Origin of the sequence: Methanosarcina sp. KYL-1 (assembly GCF_024372725.1) — an archaeon.
GTDB lineage: Archaea > Halobacteriota > Methanosarcinia > Methanosarcinales > Methanosarcinaceae > Methanosarcina.
Window position 1 is genome coordinate 1 of record NZ_VOUA01000008.1, and the last position, 16,951, is coordinate 16,951.

A 16,951-nucleotide genomic window follows, 5' to 3' on the forward strand; every position below is an offset into this window, starting at 1 on the left:
AGTTTCAGACAAATTCAGAAGTTCTGCCCGAAATCATGTACTTTGCCTCCCGATCAGGAAAGATCGGATCATGGACCTTTGCTCACACAATTGAGCTGTGTGAGGGATTGCTAACATAGCATTCTTGATATATAAAGGTTTTGATTCTGGCAATTTCGTATATAGATTTTAGACAAAAACTGAATTTTGTCAGAATCAATATAAATTGCCTTTCCGACTCCCGTATAACCGAGACTCGGACCCTTGCTCACACATTTGAGCTGTGTGAGGGGATTCCTTAACATATCAGTATTAATATATAAAGGTTTTCGTTGAGCAATTTTTATGCATATAGAGCCTTTGCAAAAATAGATTTTTGCCAGAATCTATAGATTTATTGCCCCCTGATCCCGCTTGATCAGGGAAGTACCAAGAGGCATCACCGGTATAAATACTTTCTGGTGAGCTGTGCCCAACAGAAGTATTTTATGAAAAAAGTAACCCAAATTCCTGCACAAAAAGGATCAATAAATCACGAATACACACTACAATGAATAGAGATAGGCGTTGAAAGAAGATTTACAGATCTTAAAAAATATAGCAGAACGTATATTAATGCTCGAATCAAAGGCACGGAATCCCGATGATTGAGGAATCAATGCACGTGAACTAACCCTCCCTAAAACCTTCGCCTGAAGGTTCAGGTTTTCATACTTGCATTTAAAGAGGAATTTCGGTTCAATAATATATAAAAAAAGAAGAAATCATGTTATGTAACCGCATCAACAAACTTAGAAAAAAGACTAAGATAAGCACCTATTTCAGTGCGATCCAAACTCTATTTTTAATAAATAGCTGAACTTTTGCTTTTTAATAACTTTTAAATTTTCCCGTGAAATATATATATCGCGAATTCCATTTAATAGAAGGGGAGTTAAAATCCCTTTTGGAAGTTGGGAAGAATTTTGGGAATTTATACCTAATTTAGATCTTATTTAGCTGGGGCTGTGTAAAATAAGGGAGAAATTAGACAGCATGGACAGCGAAATCCATAAGGTCTTTTTATAGGTGCTTTTGGCTTTTAGCCCGATTTTGGCCCCTGAATAGAATCAGGGATTGTTTGCTCCTCAAATGCCAAAATGGAGGTTAGATATTTGATAGACATAGATCCCAGTGCAATTCTGGTACGCTACAACGTGGCTCTGGAAAAGGAAATGACACCTGAAGAGGCCGCAGAAGAGTTATATCCTAAAGACTCGGCAATTTATCCGATTGCAAAGGCCATCTTCGAGGGGGAAGAAGACGATGTGGTGGAAGGCCTGGAAAAAGCCATTGCTACGGGAAAGGATCCGATCTCCCTCATCAATGGAGCCCTGATGCCTGGAATGGCTGTCGTTTCCAAACTATACGATGACGGCGTTATTTTCCTGCCAAACGTAATGATGTCCGCAGATGCAATGCTTGAAGGTATCGAATTCCTGAAGAAAAAAGCAGGAAAAGCACCCGAAGTTAAAGGGAGAATCGTCTGCCATGTTGCAGAAGGGGACGTGCATGACATTGGGAAGAACATTGTTGTCGCACTTTTAAGAGCCAACGGTTATGACGTCGTGGACCTTGGAAGAGATGTACCTGTCGACGAAGTCATTGAAGCCGTGGAGAAAGAAAACCCACTCATGCTCACCGGAACTGCGCTCATGACCACAACCATGTATGCCTTTAAGGAGATCAACGACAAGCTAATGGAGAAGGGCTACAGGATCCCCTTCGCATGTGGTGGCGGTGCTGTGAACCAGGACTTCGTGTCCCAGTATGAACTCGGCGTGTATGGTGAAGAGGCATCCGACGCTCCAAAAATGGCCGATTTCATCAAGGCAAATGGGGACAACGTTGTTAAACTGAGGGAGAAATTCCACAAACACTGAGGAGGTGAAGTAGATGGCAGTAAACAGATTCACTAAAATGGCTTATGCAAAAGCAGATGACATGGTCTTCGGAAAATCCGTCAAGCCCGTCAAAGCAGGACTGGGACTTGAAATCGGTGCTGGCTACACAACCCCTGAAGTGAACTATGCTCCCAGGCCTGAAGCCGGAGCATCCAAGGAAAAGCTCGTAAAGGAATACGAGAGGATCACCACTGACATCATGGCAAGGATGGTCCAGATCGGAGCTCCCTCCGTTGTCCTTGAAACCGAACACGTTCAGCAGATGTCCAACCACCCTGACTGGGGAGCAGCTGTTGCCCACGCCCAGAAAGCTATCATGGAAGACTACCATGATGAGTACGGCATCAAGTGCGCGCTCAGACACACCATAGGAGACATCCGTGAAGACCGTGACTACCTCAAACTCCAGGACAAGTTCCCGCTGCTTATGGAAGCCTTCGAGCAGTGCGCCCAGAACGGAGCAGACCTTCTTGCAATCGAAACAATGGGTGGCAAGGAAGTCTTCGACTACGCCATCCTGAGGAACGACATGGCCGGCGTGCTCTACGGTATCGGGTGCCTGGGCTCCATGGACATGGAACTGGTCTGGCAGGGCATCGTAGACGTCGCAAAGAAGAACAAGGTGGTAGCAGCCGGTGACACGGACTGTGCCCAGGCAAACACCGCAATGTTCATTGCCGGCGGCCTTCTGGACAAGAACCTCGCCCACACCCTGGCGATCATCGCAAGGTCAATTTCTGCCGCCAGGTCCCTTGTGGCCTACGAATGCGGTGCAACCGGCCCTGGCAAGGACTGCGGATACGAAAACACAATCGTAAAGTCCATTGCAGGCGTACCGATTGCCCAGGAAGGAAAGACATCCACCTGTGCCCACTCCGACCTGATGGGCAACCTGGTCATGCAGTGCTGTGACCTCTGGTCCAACGAATCCGTGGAATACCATGGTGAATTCGGCGGTACCACCGTGCAGTGCTGGTCCGAGACCCTGGCCTATGACTGTTCCCTTATGAACGTTGCCCTCGAATCAGGTAACGAAAAGGTTCTCAGGGACATGTTCGTAGCATCCGACATGTACAGGGACCCGCAGGGCTACGTCCTCGCATACCCGCACGCCTACAGAGTCGGACAGGCAATCGCAAAAGACGGAAACAACATCTATCTCCGTGCCAAGAACGCCGCAATCGAATGCATCAACATCGTCGAAGAAGGAGCAAAAGGCAAGCTCTCCCTTTCAAGGTTCGAAGCCAAGGCCCTTGCAGACGCAAAGTCAGCCTTTGAAGCCCTCACCGATGACAAGGACAAGTTCATGAGCGACTGCCTTGACAAGTATAAAAAGGAAGTCAAAGTCTTCCTGCCAAAGGAGAACTACGGTCTCTGATCGAGGAAGTTCTTCCTTTTTCTCTTTTTTTCAGGATTTTTTCAGTTAAGGATTTTTTCAGAATTCTTTTGGATATTTCAGGATTTCTCAGGATTTTCTCAGGCATCACGGATCATTTTAGCCAGAGGCAGCCACAATTGGGACTGAGAACGAAATAAAGAGTCAAAAAAGAGTAGAAAAAGAGTTAAAAATGAGTAAAAAAAGAGTCGGAACCGGAAAAAACTCCGAAAACTGATTTAAAAAAAATTAAACCCTCGTTTTTAAAAAGGAAAAATTAAGTTAAAAAATAGAGAGAAGATGTTTTGTATATCAGCTTTTTATTCATCAGTTTTTATTCAAGCATAATACTCGTCCCTTGCTGCGACCATGGCTTTGATGTTCTCAAGAGGAGTCATGGGGGCAATTCCACAGCCCGGAGCAAGTACATCCACACCGTCCGCAAGGGCCTGTTTGGATTCGGTCTTGATCTTTTCGATAGGACCTGGCAGCAGGGTGAAGGGGCTGGATATGTTTCCGACGAGCCTTGCTCTTGTCCCGATAACTTCCTTTGCCTTCTTGACGCTGCCTATCTTTTCTTCGACGCTCAAGCCCTCAAAGCCGCAGTCTGCCATGTAGTCCAGGACCGGGTTCACGTTTCCGCAAATGTGCAGGACGGTTACGGAATTTACATCGGCAGAGAACTTCTGCAGCCTGGGCTGGAGGTACTGCTTGAAGGAGTCGGGGCTCATGAGGTCAGGGGATGCGACAGGGTCAGCCACGGAAATGACATCTGCCCCTGCTTCGACCATTGCGTTTGCATATTTGATTGTAGCTTCGGTGGCAAGGTCAAGGACCTGTTCGAAAAGGTCTGGTTTCTTGATGGACCATTTCATGAAGGACTTTACACTTGCAAGGTCGGAGGCAACGGTGATCGGGCCTTCCATACCGCCGATGATGGGCACATCGGGACCGACCTTTCCCCTGATGATCTTAATCGCTTCAAGCACAGCAGGAATCCTGCCCCTCTGCAACAGGTCCTCTGGGATTGATGCGCCTTCAAGGTCTTTTGGGTACGGATGCCCGGTAACCGATGGCTGCCTGTTCTTTGTACCCATGTTGATTTCACAGCCCATGCCTTCGACAAGCACGGTCAGGCAGTAGGGGACCCTCACAGCCTCAAGCCCGCTGAGTTCATGGTTGGCAATTGCCAGCTTTGCCATCAGCCCTGCATCGGAGTGAGCTTCCGGCCAGGGTGCCCCCACTTCATCCATGAGTTCTACAATCCCGGTCTGGGTGACGGAACAAACAGGCGTTTTGTCAACTGTCTTGCCTTCGAGGGCATTTAAAAGCCTCTCCTTAAGTGTCATATTACTCATCTTTTATCTCCCCTTACGTTTAGTTTCCTGAATAGGAAGTTCTTTGAAATGTTTGTTTATAGGATAGCCTAATTAAACTTATATCAAATTTATTCCACAAGTTCGCCTCATTGACCCCCTTAGAGGCACATCAAGGTTTCAGAGCTGTCCTGAATGGCTATATCACCAGCAGGGTACTGAAAGCCCCGGGTCAGGATTGACTAGTATAATCTCTATTTTATGCTATATCATTGTTTGGGATTGTACAAACCCGAAGCTGTAACCCGTACATAAGCCGTTATAAAAACAAATAAGAACACGCCATCCAAATAATTGCAGGAACATTTCCGGGAACAAAGCAAACAATCAAGCAAAAAACCGCTCAAAAGAAAATCCCGCTCAAAAGAAAATCTCGATCAACCACATAAACAGAAAAAACCAGAAACGGAGCCAGACCATGCTGCAAATTTCGGAGAAAATAAAGGTAATTGAAGGCGACATTACAAAACTGGAAGTCGATGCCATAGTAAATGCCGCAAACCCCACACTTCTGGGAGGCGGAGGCGTGGACGGGGCCATCCACAGGGCTGCAGGCCCGGAACTGCTGGAAGAGTGCAGGCACCTCAACGGCTGCCCCACCGGTGAAGCCAGGATCACTAAAGGATATCGACTGCTCGCAAAATGGGTGATCCACACAGTGGGCCCGGTCTGGCAAGGGGGCAGGAAAGGCGAAGACGAACTGCTGGCTTCCTGCTACCGGAAGAGCCTGGTACTTGCCAGGGAATACTCCGTAAGGACCATTGCCTTTCCGGCCATCAGCACGGGAGTTTATGGCTTTCCTTTGGAGAGGGCTGCAGGGATTGCGGTTTCCGAAGTAAGGAACTTTATGAAGGAAAATGAACTGCCCGAAACTGTGTTTCTGGTCTGCTTTAACAGAGAAGCCTGCAGGCACCTTCGAAAAGCTATTGCTGAAAATCTTTAAAAGCCTGGTTGTGACTTTAGAATATCTTTTTATATCTCGTTTTATAATTTAGGGTGCCTGCGAAGGAGACACAGGGAAATTTGCAATCTCCTGTAAACAAAACCCCAAAGAAAACAGGAGAAGAAGCTAATGTTTCCCTTCTCATTTCTTGAGGATCGTTTATATATTATGTTAGAAAATTAGATTCTAAATAAAAATTAATAATGACAATAGATTACAGGCATCACAAGAAAAAGCTGACCTGATGAAATATGACCAGATGAAATCGTCTGGTTTTATGCCAGGTATTGCAAACCTCATATAGTCCACTAAACTAAACTGTAAAATTTACGAACTAAACCAACATGTTCACTAAACTAAAATGTTCACCAAATCAACATGCTCAATAAACTAATATACACATAAATACGCCTATTTTCACACCTGAACCTGCAGTAGTAGACCTGAAAAAAGGGATTGGAGGAGTTGCTTATCAGTCACGATGAAGCCTTTCAAAGAGGCCTTGACCTGTTTAACCGCAAAAGGTACGAAAAAGCGATTAACGTTTTCAACAAAATTCTTAATCGGGACCCCGGGCACACGGGAGCCCTTTTCAACAGGGGACTCGCTCTCCTGAAACTTGGGAAAAACGAAGAAGCCCTTAACTCTTTTGAAGAAGTCCTGCAGCTCGACTCCGGAAATCCCGATGCCTGGTACAGGAAAGGGCTTGCCCTGGCCTCCATGAGGGAGTTTGAAGCTGCCCTGGAAGCCTTCGGGCGGTCACTTGAGATAAAGCTAGGTGCAACGGAAGGCTGGTACAGGAAAGGACTCATACTCGCCGAACTGGACAGGACTGAGGAGTCCCTGCACTGTTTTGAAGAAGCCCTGAAGCTTGAACCGGGATGTGCGGATGCCTGGTATGCCAGGGGGACAGTAGAAGGAAGGGAAGACAGGTATGAAGAAGCCCTGGAAAGTTTCGGGCACGCCCTTGAAATAAACCCGAAGCACGCCGAGGCCTGCTATGCCAGCGGGCTGGTCCTTGCAAAGCTCGGAAACTGCGAAAAAGCTGTGGAATGCTTTGACTCACTGATCCGGGAAAACCCGAAACATACGGACGCCTGGGAACAGAAGTGCCTGGCCCTGGCAAAGCTCGGGAAAGACGAAGAAGCCCTGGAATGTCTCGATTCCTTTTTGAAGATAGCCCCGAACAGCGAGACTGCCCTCTACAGCAAGGGAGTCCTCTTAAGCGAGCTTGCCCGTTATGAGGAAGCCGAAAAAGCCTTTTCTAAAATGCTGAAACTCAACCCCGGAAATAAGGAAGCCTGGCTCAGGAAAGGTTTTGCCCTGCTCCAGCTCCTCCGGCTCAACGAAGCCATTGATTCTTTTGAAGAAGCCATCCGGCTGGACCCCACCTATTTCGAAGCCTGGAACCACAAGTGTTTTGCCCTCATGAAACTGGAGGTCTACGAAGAAGCCCTGGAAGCCTTCGATTCCCTCCTTGAACTCTATCCTGAAATGAAAGAGCTCTGGTACAACCGGGCCCTTGCCCTCCTGAAACTGCAGCGCTTTGAAAAAGCGGCCGACTCCTTTGGCAGGGTGACCGGCCTGGACCCGGGTTACGGGGACGCCTGGTTCCAGCAGGGGCGCCTGTATGCCAGGACCGGGAAATACGAAAAATCCCTCAAAGCTTTTGAGAAAGTGCTTGAAATCGACACCAACTCGGCTGATGCCCAGAAGTTCAGGGGCACGGTGCTTGTAGGGCTCGGCCGCTTCGAAGAAGCCCTGGACTCCCTTGCAAAAAGCCTGGAAAAAGAACCCGAAAACTACAAACTCTGGTTCCAGAAAGGGCTCATCCTCCTGGACAGCGGGAAATTTGAAGAGGCCCTCAAAGCTTTTGAAAAAACCGTGGAGCTGAACCCTGAATACGAAACCGCCTGGATGAACAGGGGCTTTACCCTCTATTCCCTGAAACGATATGAAGAAGCCCTCTCAGCCTTTGAGGAGGGCCTGCAGCTGAACCCATTCCAGGAAAAAGGCTGGAACAAAAAAGGAATCGTTCTTGGAAAGCTCAAAAGGCAGGAAGATGCCCTCAAAGCTTTCGACGAAGCCTTAAAGCTCAGGCCTGACTTTGAGGACGCCTTAAAAAATAGGGCGCTCATCCTGCTTGAGACAGGAGAGAACGAAAAAGCCGAAGAAGCCTTTTCCGAAGTCCTGAAAACAAACCCTGAAGACCCTGGCTCCCTTTACAACCGGGGAAAAGCCCTTCTCAGGCTCGGGAGAAAAGAAGAAGCCCTTGAATGCTTTGAAAAAGTCCTGGCCCTGGACCCCGATTACCCCGAACTCTGCTATACGCTTGGAACTGCACAGCTTGAACTGGGGAAGCGGGAAAAAGCCCTGGAGACCTTCGAGAAACTTGCAGCAAACCACCCCCTTGACGTTGAAATCCAGTGCAAGAAAGGGACCCTTGCAATGGACCTGGGAAAGTTTGAATCCGCCCTGCAGGCTTTTGAGCAGGTGCTCCGCAGGAGACCCGGGTCAAAAGAGGCCTGGTACAGGAAAGGGCTTGCCCTCCTAAAGCTGGAACACTTCGAGGACGCAATAAAAGCCTTTGACGAAGTGATTGTAAAGGACGCAAATTACAAAGATGTCTGGACCCACAAAGGTTTTGCCCAGATGAAGCTCGGGAAATACGTCCCTGCCCTGGAAACCTTTGAGAGCGTCCTTAAGGAAAAGCCGGAGTCCGACCTTACCTGGTACTGTAAAGGCCTTACCCTGCGCAAACTGCACAGGCCGGAAGAGGCTGCAGCGGCTTTCGGAACTGCCATCCGCCTTAACCCCGAACACAGGGATGCCCCTGAGCACAGGGCCTTCTGCCTCTTTGAAGTAAAACAATATGAAGAAGCCCTGGAAGCTTTTGATGCCATACTTGGAAAAGACCCTGAAAACCCCTCAGCACTCGAACACCGGGCCCTTTCCCTCCTGAAGCTGAAGAAGTATGAAGAAGCGGCTGAGGCTTTTTCCAGGCTGCTGGAACTTGACCCGGGCAGGGAAGAAGCAAGGTTCAACCTGGGAGTTGCCCGCTTCGAACTTGGCCAGTATGAGGAAGCCCTTTCCATTTTTGAAGGAATGGGCGAAGACCCCCAGAAAGCCTCCCCCGCCCTTTACTGGAAGGGGCTCGTGTTTATCCGCCAGGAAGCTTACGATTCTGCCCTTGGGGTTTTTTCCAGACTTGCCGAACAGAACCCCTGGTTTGCAGATGCCTGGTACTACAGGGGCCTGGCTCTTTCAAAGCTAGGACAGCAGGAGGAAGCCTCAGAGGCCTTTAAGAAAGTCCTGGAAATCGACCCGGGCTTTCAGGACACCTATTACCGGCTCGGGCTTGCCTGCTTTGCCCTGGGCAGTTTTGAAGCTGCAGCAGGAGCTTTTGAGGCTGCACTGAAAGCCTCTCCCGAAAATCCGGACGCCCTGTACAGGAAAAGCCTCTCCCTTTTCAGGCTTGGCAAATACGAGGAGGCCATTGCAGGGTTTATTGGGTTCCTTGCCTCAGAACCTGCGGATGAGCAGGCCCTCGAACACCTGGGCTCAGCCTACCTGAAACTCGAAAGGTATGAAGAAGCCCTGGAAGCCTTTGACAGGGCTCTCCTGCAAAACTCCGAAAAAATAACTGTCCTGTTTGAAAAGGGGCTCGCCTTAAAAGCCCTGGAAAAAACCCGGGAAGCTGCATCTGCCTTTGACGAAGTCCTCAGGCTGAAACCCGACTGCAGCCCTGCTACCGAGCAAAAAGCGTACGCCCTTTTCAAGCTGGGGCAGTATGAGGAAGCCGGGGAAGCCTTTAAAGAGGCTCTTGGGCACTTCCCGGAAAAAGAAGACCTGCATTACTGCCTGGCCCTTGCCCTTTTCAGGCAGGGGAACTTCAAGGATGCTGCGACTGCTTTTGAAAAAGTAAGGGGACCCGGAAACTCCAGGCCCGAACTTCCCTATTACCTCGGGCTTGCCTGCTTCGAACTCAAAGAATACGAAAAAGCCCTGGAAGCCATTGATGAGGCACTTAAGGCCGGGACCCTGAACCCCGAACTCCTTCAAAAGAAAGCCCTTGCCCTGTTCGAGCTTGGAAAGGCGGAAGAAGCAGTCTCGGCGGTTGACAGCTTGCTTGAACTTGTTTCCGAAAACTTTTCTGACGTAGAGACCTTCGCCTTCCCCACGGACTTCAATGAGCTCCTTGAAAAGTTTGCTTTTGCTCTGATGGAACTCGGACAGTACGAAAAAGCCCTGCTGCATTTTGAAAAGCTTGCCTCAAAGGGGATTGCGTCCGAGGACACCCTGTACAATCAAGGGATGGCGCTCCTGAAACTGGATAGGCCCGAAGAAGCCCTTCAGGCGTTTTCCACACTCCTTGAACGTTACCCTGGCTGTGGGAAAGCCGGAAAAGCCCTTTACAGGAAAGGACTTGTCCTCTTTTCCATGGAACGTTATGAGGAAGCTCTGCAGGCCTTTGAGCAGGCAGTTTCCGAAAGCCAGGAAATCCCGGAAAACCAGGGAGGAAACGACCCTGAGTACGAAGATGCCCGGATAAAGCTCGGGCTTGCCCAGCTCAAACTTGAACGCTATGAAGCAGCCCTCGAGACCTTCGGAAAGACCCTGGCAAAAAAACCGAAATCTGCCGATGCCTGGTACAGCAAGGGGATTGCCCTGAGGGGGCTTGACCGGGAGCAAAAGGCCGTGGAAGCTTTCGAAAGGGCCCTTGAACTCAACTCTGCCCTGGAAGCTGCCTGGGAACAGAAAGGGCTTGCCCTCCTGAAGCTGGAGAGGCTTGAAGAAGCCCACCAGGCCTTCAATTCCGTCCTTATCCTGAACCCGGAGAACACAGATGCCCTGTACAGCCGGGCTGCGGCCAATTTCAAGCTCCTCCACTTCAAGGAAGCTGCAAGAGACCTCGAAAGGGTGCTCCTCTTTGCCCCGGACTTCCCGGATTACACGGAAGCCTGCTACAGGCTCGGGCTTGCCCGGATAGAGTACCAGGACTACGAAAAAGCCCTGCAGGCCTTTGAAATGGCCCTGAAGCACGACCCCTCCCACAGGGAAGCCCTCTACCACAGGGCCCTTGTGCTCTTCAACCTTGAGGAGTACGAAGAAGCCGCCGGGAACTTCGGAACCCTGCTTGAGATTTTCCCCGAGGACCCGGAGAGCCTGAACTACCTGGGCCTCTGCAAAATTGAACTCGGAAAAACCGAAGAAGCCCTCAAAGCCTTCGAGCGGGCCGTCCTCTTCAACCCCAAAGACGAAGAAGCCCTCTACAACACGGCAACAACCCTGATAGAGCTTGACCGGGTGGAAGAAGCCCTGGGCTACTTCGACCGCATTCTTGCAGTCTCCCCTGAAAACTGCGATGCCCTAAACTACAGGGGAATTGCCTTCTGCAGGCTTGAAAAATACCGGGAAGCCCTGAAGTCTTTTGACCTTGTGCTCCAGAAAGACCCTGAAAACATCAAAGCCCTCTATAACGTGGGCATCGTCTGCTTCAAACAGAAGCTCTACGAAACCGCGGCAAAGGCTTTCAAGGAAGTCCTTTCCTTAAACCCCTGGCATGAGCCATCCCTCAAGTACCTGGGAATCTCCCTTGCAAAAACCGAAGAGTATGAAGAAGCCCTCAAAGCCTTCGACAAACTCCTCAAAATAAACCCCCGCGATGTCCAGTCCATGAACTATCGCGGCGTAATCCTCGGGAAGATGGGAAAATATGGGGAAGCCATAAAGACCTTCAACGAGATCCTCCGCCTCTACCCCGACCTGGCCGATGCGAAGGAAAAACTGGAGGTATTAAAAAGCCTTGAAAATGAGGAAGGTTCCCGCTAAATACGGGAGCCTTTACCCATTTCCATGAAGACCGCATTCCCGTGAGAAGTTTCTGCAGGGATTTTGAGGGATTCCTGTTAGGAGAACAGTTCCTGTTAGGAGAACAGTTCCTGCAAGGAAAGCAGTTCCTGCAAGGAAAGCAGTTCCTGTTGAAGACGCTGGGAGCACCTGTTGGAGATACCTGAAACTGTCTCCAAACCTTTTTTTCTAAACATTGCTTCCCAAAAGTATATGCCCTTTTAAAAGAATCGGAATTTAAAATCTATTTTGCAAGGTGGGGTGTCAGACAAGTGATATTCATGGATATTGTTTCCTGGGAACCGGAAGATAGTGTAAGAGTGGGAGAAATTTTCTCAACATACGAATACCCGAAAGGCATCAAAGTGATTGACGAGTGGGTCGACCTCTCAGGCTGCCGATCATTCATCATCTACGAAACCGACGACCCGGAAGCTTACATAGCTTCGATTCAGCCGTTCATGGAACTGTGCTGGTTCGAAACCTTCCCGATCATGAAGGCGAAAAAGTACATGCAAACGGTCATGAAACCTGCAGGAAAATCCGGGGTAAAAGGACATGGGGAAGCCGCAAAACTTGAAGGGGCTGCAGAAGAGGAAATCCTGAAGCAGATAGAAGGGCTTGAAAAAAGGGTCCACCGCCTGGAACACCACTCTTTCCTCAAGCAGGAGGACACGCCTGAGAAAGTATGAAGAATAACTGAAGTAGACTGCAAAAAGAAAAAAGGAAATTGAAATTTCAATCTACACGGAAAGGGCCTGGTCTGCACAAAAAAGGTGGAATCTAAACATTCAGTTGGCCGGACTTACACCCTTCCACTTATCCCCAAAAACCTTTTTTGACCTGCTTTTCAAGTACCGACGCTCTCACCGCCCGAGTTCCGTTTCGGGAGCACGGGGTCCGTTTCGCTCGCGTTGCTCGCTCAAGCGGACTCGTATAAAGGATAATTGCAGCTCTAAAAACAGATTTTCGAGTCTTACTTTTTATAGAGTACCGACGCTCTCAGCGGCCGCTCGTCAAGATATAAAATATAATTGACCAGATCTTAAAATAATAGTCCTCTTGAGGGAGCAAAGCGACCGAAAAGGACCGCGCACTGCAGAGCCGCAACTCTGCTGACGAAGGAGGCCGGCCTCTTCCTTAATATATATTGGAATGAACATAAGTATATCCCAATGGCTGTAGACTGTGTTAAGATATTGCAGTGACTATAAAGTACATCCCAATGACTGTGCAAAGATATTGAAAGTAACTTGAAAGTTATTGCAATGATACTGACAAAAAGAATTGAGATGGCTAAAAAGTACAATCAGATTAACTAAGAACCCGCCCGGCAATTTCTGTTGAAGGCATTTTTTCTCAGTGAATTCGGAAAAGGCCGCCCGCTGAGGCGGGCGGTGAGAGTCCCGGGAACGATATTGGGCTAGAGATCTACCGGATTTGAAAACCAGAGTTGAGCTCGGACATAACTCGGGGAGCTTTTCCGAAATATAACAGAATTTCTGCGGAGCGAAGGATAGAAGATAGAAGAATTGAAGATAGAAGAATTGAAGATAGAAGAATTGAAGATAGAAGAATTGAAGATAGAAGAATTGAAGATAGAAGAATTGAAGATAGAAAAATAGAAGATAAAATAAGAGGGGATTTGAAGAAAAATCCCCTCAACCTTATTTTTCAAGCGCACTTTCAAATTTATCTTCGGTCATGCGGTAGATGTGCCAGCCTTCAACAGGCCCGGCCCCGAAGTACTCGTAGAACTCCCGTGCAGGGTTCCAGTCAAGTACAGTCCATTCCATCCTGCCGCAGTTCCTCTCTTTTGCAAGTTTCACGCAGTGGAGGAACATGGCTTTTCCTATTCCTTTTCCCCGGAATTCGGGTTTTACGTAGATGTCTTCGATGTAGAAGCCCTGCTTTCCGACAAAGGTAGAGAAGTTGTGGAAAAAGACAGTAAAGCCTGCAGGCACGCCGTCCATTTCGGCAAAAAAGACCTCGGCATAGGGCCTTTCCCCGAACATGGACTCCAGAAGGGTTTCTTCGGTGGCAGTGACCATGTGGGAGAGCTTTTCGAACTCGGCAATGCCTTTGATGAAATCAAGGATGAGGGAAACGTCTTCTTTTTCTGCGATACGGATGTTTAAGCCGGATTTTTTCTCATTCTCTGTCATTTTTATTCCTTTATTAAATCGATAAGTTTAGATAATCCTAACAGGTTTGATGAGGCTGAATATACTTGATTTCACCCTTCAAGTGCGTAAGTCCTATTAGATTGAAGTTAGTATTTTAATGTAATTTATAGAAGTAAGTGCAATTTATAGAAGTAAGTTTCATCCACGTAAAGTTTCATCCATGTAAACCCTGATGGATAAATGATTATAATCCTGATGGGTAAATGGTTAAACCCTGATAGATAAATGATTATAATCCATGGGTAAATGATAAAATCCTGAGAGGTAAACGATTATTTAGTGAAATGTTATTAGTTAGAGAATAATTGACTGACCGTGCACGGTTTTATAAAAATTATTAAAACCCAAATGAAAGTCTTGTTTGAAATGCTGAACCTGGAAGATTTCAAACCGGTCACTCTTGCCGACCGGGCCTTTTTTGAGCGCCATTATGCGCTCTACCCGCAGACCCATAGTAGCAACACTTTTACGAACATCGTCTGCTGGAACCGTTTTGCGCAGTACCGGTATGCGTATGTGAACGGGAACTTGCTTCTAGCATTCACCACCGCGGGGGTTACCCGGTTCCACCCGCCGATCGGCCCCCGGGACCCTGCGCTTATGCGTGAGCTCATACGGCTGGCGCTGGACGTGAGCGACGACACGCCCCTTATGTTCATCGATCCGGATACTGCACGGTGGATTCAGGAACTCGATCCCGGTCTCGTGCTGGTGCCGGACAGGGACCAATTCGAGTACATGTACAGGGCTGCCGACCTTGCGGAACTCCCGGGAAAGAAATACCTCAAGATCCGCAGCCACCTCAACAGGTTCCGGAAGAACTGCCTGTATGCGGTCGAGACGATCACACCCGGAAACCTGGAAGAGGTGATGGAATTCCTGAAGAAGTGGTGCGAGTGGAAGGGGTGCAAAAAAAATTTAGTCCTTGCCCACGAGATAGAAGCAGCCATCTATGCGATAGAGCATTTCACCGAACTTCCCCTGCAGGGTCTTTTGGTCCGGGTCGATTCGCAGGTAGGAGCCTTCTCCCTCTATGAGCGCCTCAACGCGGATACGGCGCTCATCCACTTCGAGAAAGGACTGCCTGACTGCAAAGGGATCTATAAGGAGATAAATGCGGAGACGGCATCGGTTCTTGCCGGAGAAGTGGAATACATAAACCGGGAAAGCGATCTCGGGGTCGGCGGCCTTCGGGAAGCAAAGCTGCGGTACCACCCACACCATATGGTAGAAGTGTATTCGCTCAAACGTTGAACCCGCTCAAACGTTGAACCTTTTCTCTCACTGGATAAAAGTTAAAAGAAAGAGTTGAAAGAAGAAAGGAATTGAAAGAAAGAGTTGAAAGAAAGAGTTGAAAGAAAGAAATGAAAGAATTCACTCTTCCTTCTTCTTTTCCCCGAAGGCTTCCTTTACGATCTTTACGGCGCAGAGTTCCCCGCACATGGAGCAGGCTTCGCTTTCGGTCTTCCTGGAATCACGGATCTTTCTGGCCCGTTCGCCGTCGATGGCAAGTTCGAACTGTTTTTCCCAGTCAAGGTCCCGGCGGGCGTAGGCCATGGCAAGGTCCTGCTTCCAGGCGCGTTCGCGCTGGCCTTCTTTTAAAAGGTCGATGGTGTGGGCTGCGATTTTTGTTACGAGCACGCCTTCTTTGATGTCCTCGAGGGTCGGGAGGGCGAGGTGTTCCGAGGGGGTCACCATGCAGAGGAAGTCCGTGCCGTACATCCCGGCAACTGCCCCTCCGATTGCGCCGGTGATGTGGTCGAAGCCGGGAGCGATGTCGGTTACCAGAGGGCCCAGCAGGTAGAGGGGAGCGCCGTCACAGAGCTCCTTCATGCCCCGGACGCTGAGCTCGATCTCGTTTAAGGGGACGTGTCCCGGGCCTTCCACAAAGGTCTGGACGTCTGCGGCCCGGGCGCGTTTCACGAGTTCGCCCAGGGTGATGAATTCCATGAACTTGGGGCGGTCGGAGGCGTCGGCGATACAGCCGGGGCGCATGCTGTCTCCCAGGCTCAGGGTGAGGTCGTATTCCTTTGCGATTTCAATGAGGTAGTCGAATTCGGCATAGAAGGGGTTGTCTTCCCCGTTGTGGAGCATCCAGGCCAGGGTGAAAGAGCCCCCGCGGCTGACCACGTTCATGATCCGGTCGCTCTGGCGCAGGCGTTCAAGGGAGTTTAAGTTGACCCCGGCGTGCACGGTCACGAAGTCCACGCCCTGCTCGGCATGTTTCCGGACGGCGTTGAACATGTCGTCGGAAGTCATCTCGACCACGGCTTTCTGAGAGGCTGCAGCCTGGTAGATGGGAACGGTACCCACAGGGATTTCCACGGCCTTGAGGATGCGGGTCCGGATCTCGTCCAGGTCGCCTCCGGTGGAGAGGTCCATTACGGCATGGGCCCCGAAGGCTTCGGCAGCCTTTGCCTTCTCGACTTCGGCCTCGATGTCGACATAGTCCCTGGAGGTGCCAACGTTGGCGTTGATCTTCGTGCTCATGTATTTGCCAATCCCTACAGGCCTGGTCTCCCTCCTGTTATTCCGGGGGATGGCTATCAGGCCCTTTGCCACGCAGGAGCGGACAGTCTCGGGGTCGATTCCTTCGGCTTTTGCCACGGCTTCTATGTAGGGGGTGACGATTCCCTTTTTCGCATCTTCCATCAGCGTCATTGTTACTCCTTATGATGAGGGGATGAGGGTAATAATAAGGACATATCAATTAAGAATTTACCAGTAAGAATGTACCAATCAGGATATACCATTTAGGGACATACCGTTTGGGGACATGCCGTTTGGGGACATGCCGTCGTACAAACAAGAAATATCAAATCATATAAACTGACCAAACTTTAATGATTGATTATAATGATTAGTATCTATGTTTCCGGTTTGCAAAGTAGAACAAACAGTATACTGATATATAGCTTTTCATATGGAAAAAAGTCGCCCAATAATTAATAAATGAGGAAATATATAAATTATGTACCTGAGATTTCAGGATTTTGCCATAAAGGATTTTGCCATAAAGGATTTTGCTGTAAGAAAAGCTAAGTAAAGCAAGATAAGTCGCGAAAGACAAGTTCACGGCAACTATTTTATAAAGGCCCGGGGTTTTTACAGTAGAACCCGCAAGCAAAGCCTTGCAAGGGAGAAGTAAGATAGAAATAAAAGAAGATTAAGGGTACACTTCCTTGTTAGGCCCTTTATCCCAAGCTATCAAACTAACTCATAATAACTCATCAAATCAATTAATTTGACCCTTTGTCCGATTGATATTTGGCCCATTATCCGATTAATATTTGACCCAT

General features: G+C 48.9%; 9 protein-coding genes. 6 read left to right on the forward strand and 3 right to left on the reverse strand.

All coding sequences use genetic code 11. The annotated features are described in order from the left end of the window. Window positions 1-1,118 precede the first annotated feature (1,118 nt). Together mtaC and mtaB are read left to right on the forward strand one after the other, a co-directional pair. On the forward strand, window positions 1,119-1,901 hold the full coding sequence (mtaC, locus tag FTO70_RS07815; RefSeq protein ID WP_255335189.1) for a methanol--corrinoid protein MtaC: 783 nt from the start codon (window positions 1,119-1,121) through the stop codon (window positions 1,899-1,901). A 13-nt stretch (window positions 1,902-1,914) separates the two neighbouring features. Further along, window positions 1,915-3,300: a methanol--corrinoid protein co-methyltransferase MtaB gene (gene mtaB, locus FTO70_RS07820; RefSeq protein ID WP_255335190.1), complete on the forward strand. Its 1,386-nt coding sequence runs from the start codon at window positions 1,915-1,917 to the stop codon at window positions 3,298-3,300. Between the two features lie 335 nt (window positions 3,301-3,635). Here mtaB and mtaA read toward each other — a convergent pair whose 3' ends face one another. After that, window positions 3,636-4,655: a methylcobamide:CoM methyltransferase MtaA gene (mtaA, locus tag FTO70_RS07825; RefSeq protein ID WP_255335191.1), complete on the reverse strand. Its 1,020-nt coding sequence runs from the start codon at window positions 4,653-4,655 to the stop codon at window positions 3,636-3,638. Window positions 4,656-5,091: 436 nt separating this feature from the next. On the opposite strand from mtaA, the gene FTO70_RS07830 reads away from it, so the two are divergent. The 3 genes from FTO70_RS07830 to FTO70_RS07840 all read left to right on the forward strand — a co-directional run bounded on the left by FTO70_RS07830 (window position 5,092) and on the right by FTO70_RS07840 (window position 12,158). Continuing rightward, a complete protein-coding gene (locus FTO70_RS07830; protein ID WP_255335192.1) occupies window positions 5,092-5,616 on the forward strand; it encodes an O-acetyl-ADP-ribose deacetylase in 525 nt (174 codons plus the stop codon). A gap of 465 nt (window positions 5,617-6,081) precedes the next feature. Continuing rightward, on the forward strand, window positions 6,082-11,448 hold the full coding sequence (locus tag FTO70_RS07835; RefSeq protein ID WP_255335193.1) for a tetratricopeptide repeat protein: 5,367 nt from the start codon (window positions 6,082-6,084) through the stop codon (window positions 11,446-11,448). Between the two features lie 299 nt (window positions 11,449-11,747). After that, the gene (locus tag FTO70_RS07840; RefSeq protein WP_255335272.1) at window positions 11,748-12,158 is read left to right on the forward strand and encodes a DUF3303 domain-containing protein; all 411 of its coding nucleotides are present in this window, start codon (window positions 11,748-11,750) and stop codon (window positions 12,156-12,158) included. A gap of 975 nt (window positions 12,159-13,133) precedes the next feature. Here FTO70_RS07840 and FTO70_RS07845 read toward each other — a convergent pair. Further along, window positions 13,134-13,631, reverse strand: coding sequence for a GNAT family N-acetyltransferase (locus FTO70_RS07845; RefSeq protein ID WP_255335194.1), 498 nt, complete (start codon window positions 13,629-13,631; stop codon window positions 13,134-13,136). A gap of 387 nt (window positions 13,632-14,018) precedes the next feature. On the opposite strand from FTO70_RS07845, the gene FTO70_RS07850 reads away from it, so the two are divergent. After that, window positions 14,019-14,906, forward strand: a complete 888-nt coding sequence (locus FTO70_RS07850) for a DUF2156 domain-containing protein (protein ID WP_255335195.1) — start codon at window positions 14,019-14,021, stop codon at window positions 14,904-14,906. A 120-nt stretch (window positions 14,907-15,026) separates the two neighbouring features. Here the strand turns inward: FTO70_RS07850 and thiC are convergent, their stop codons facing one another. Continuing rightward, on the reverse strand, window positions 15,027-16,313 hold the full coding sequence (gene thiC / locus FTO70_RS07855) for a phosphomethylpyrimidine synthase (protein ID WP_255335196.1): 1,287 nt from the start codon (window positions 16,311-16,313) through the stop codon (window positions 15,027-15,029). Window positions 16,314-16,951: the final 638 nt, after the last annotated feature.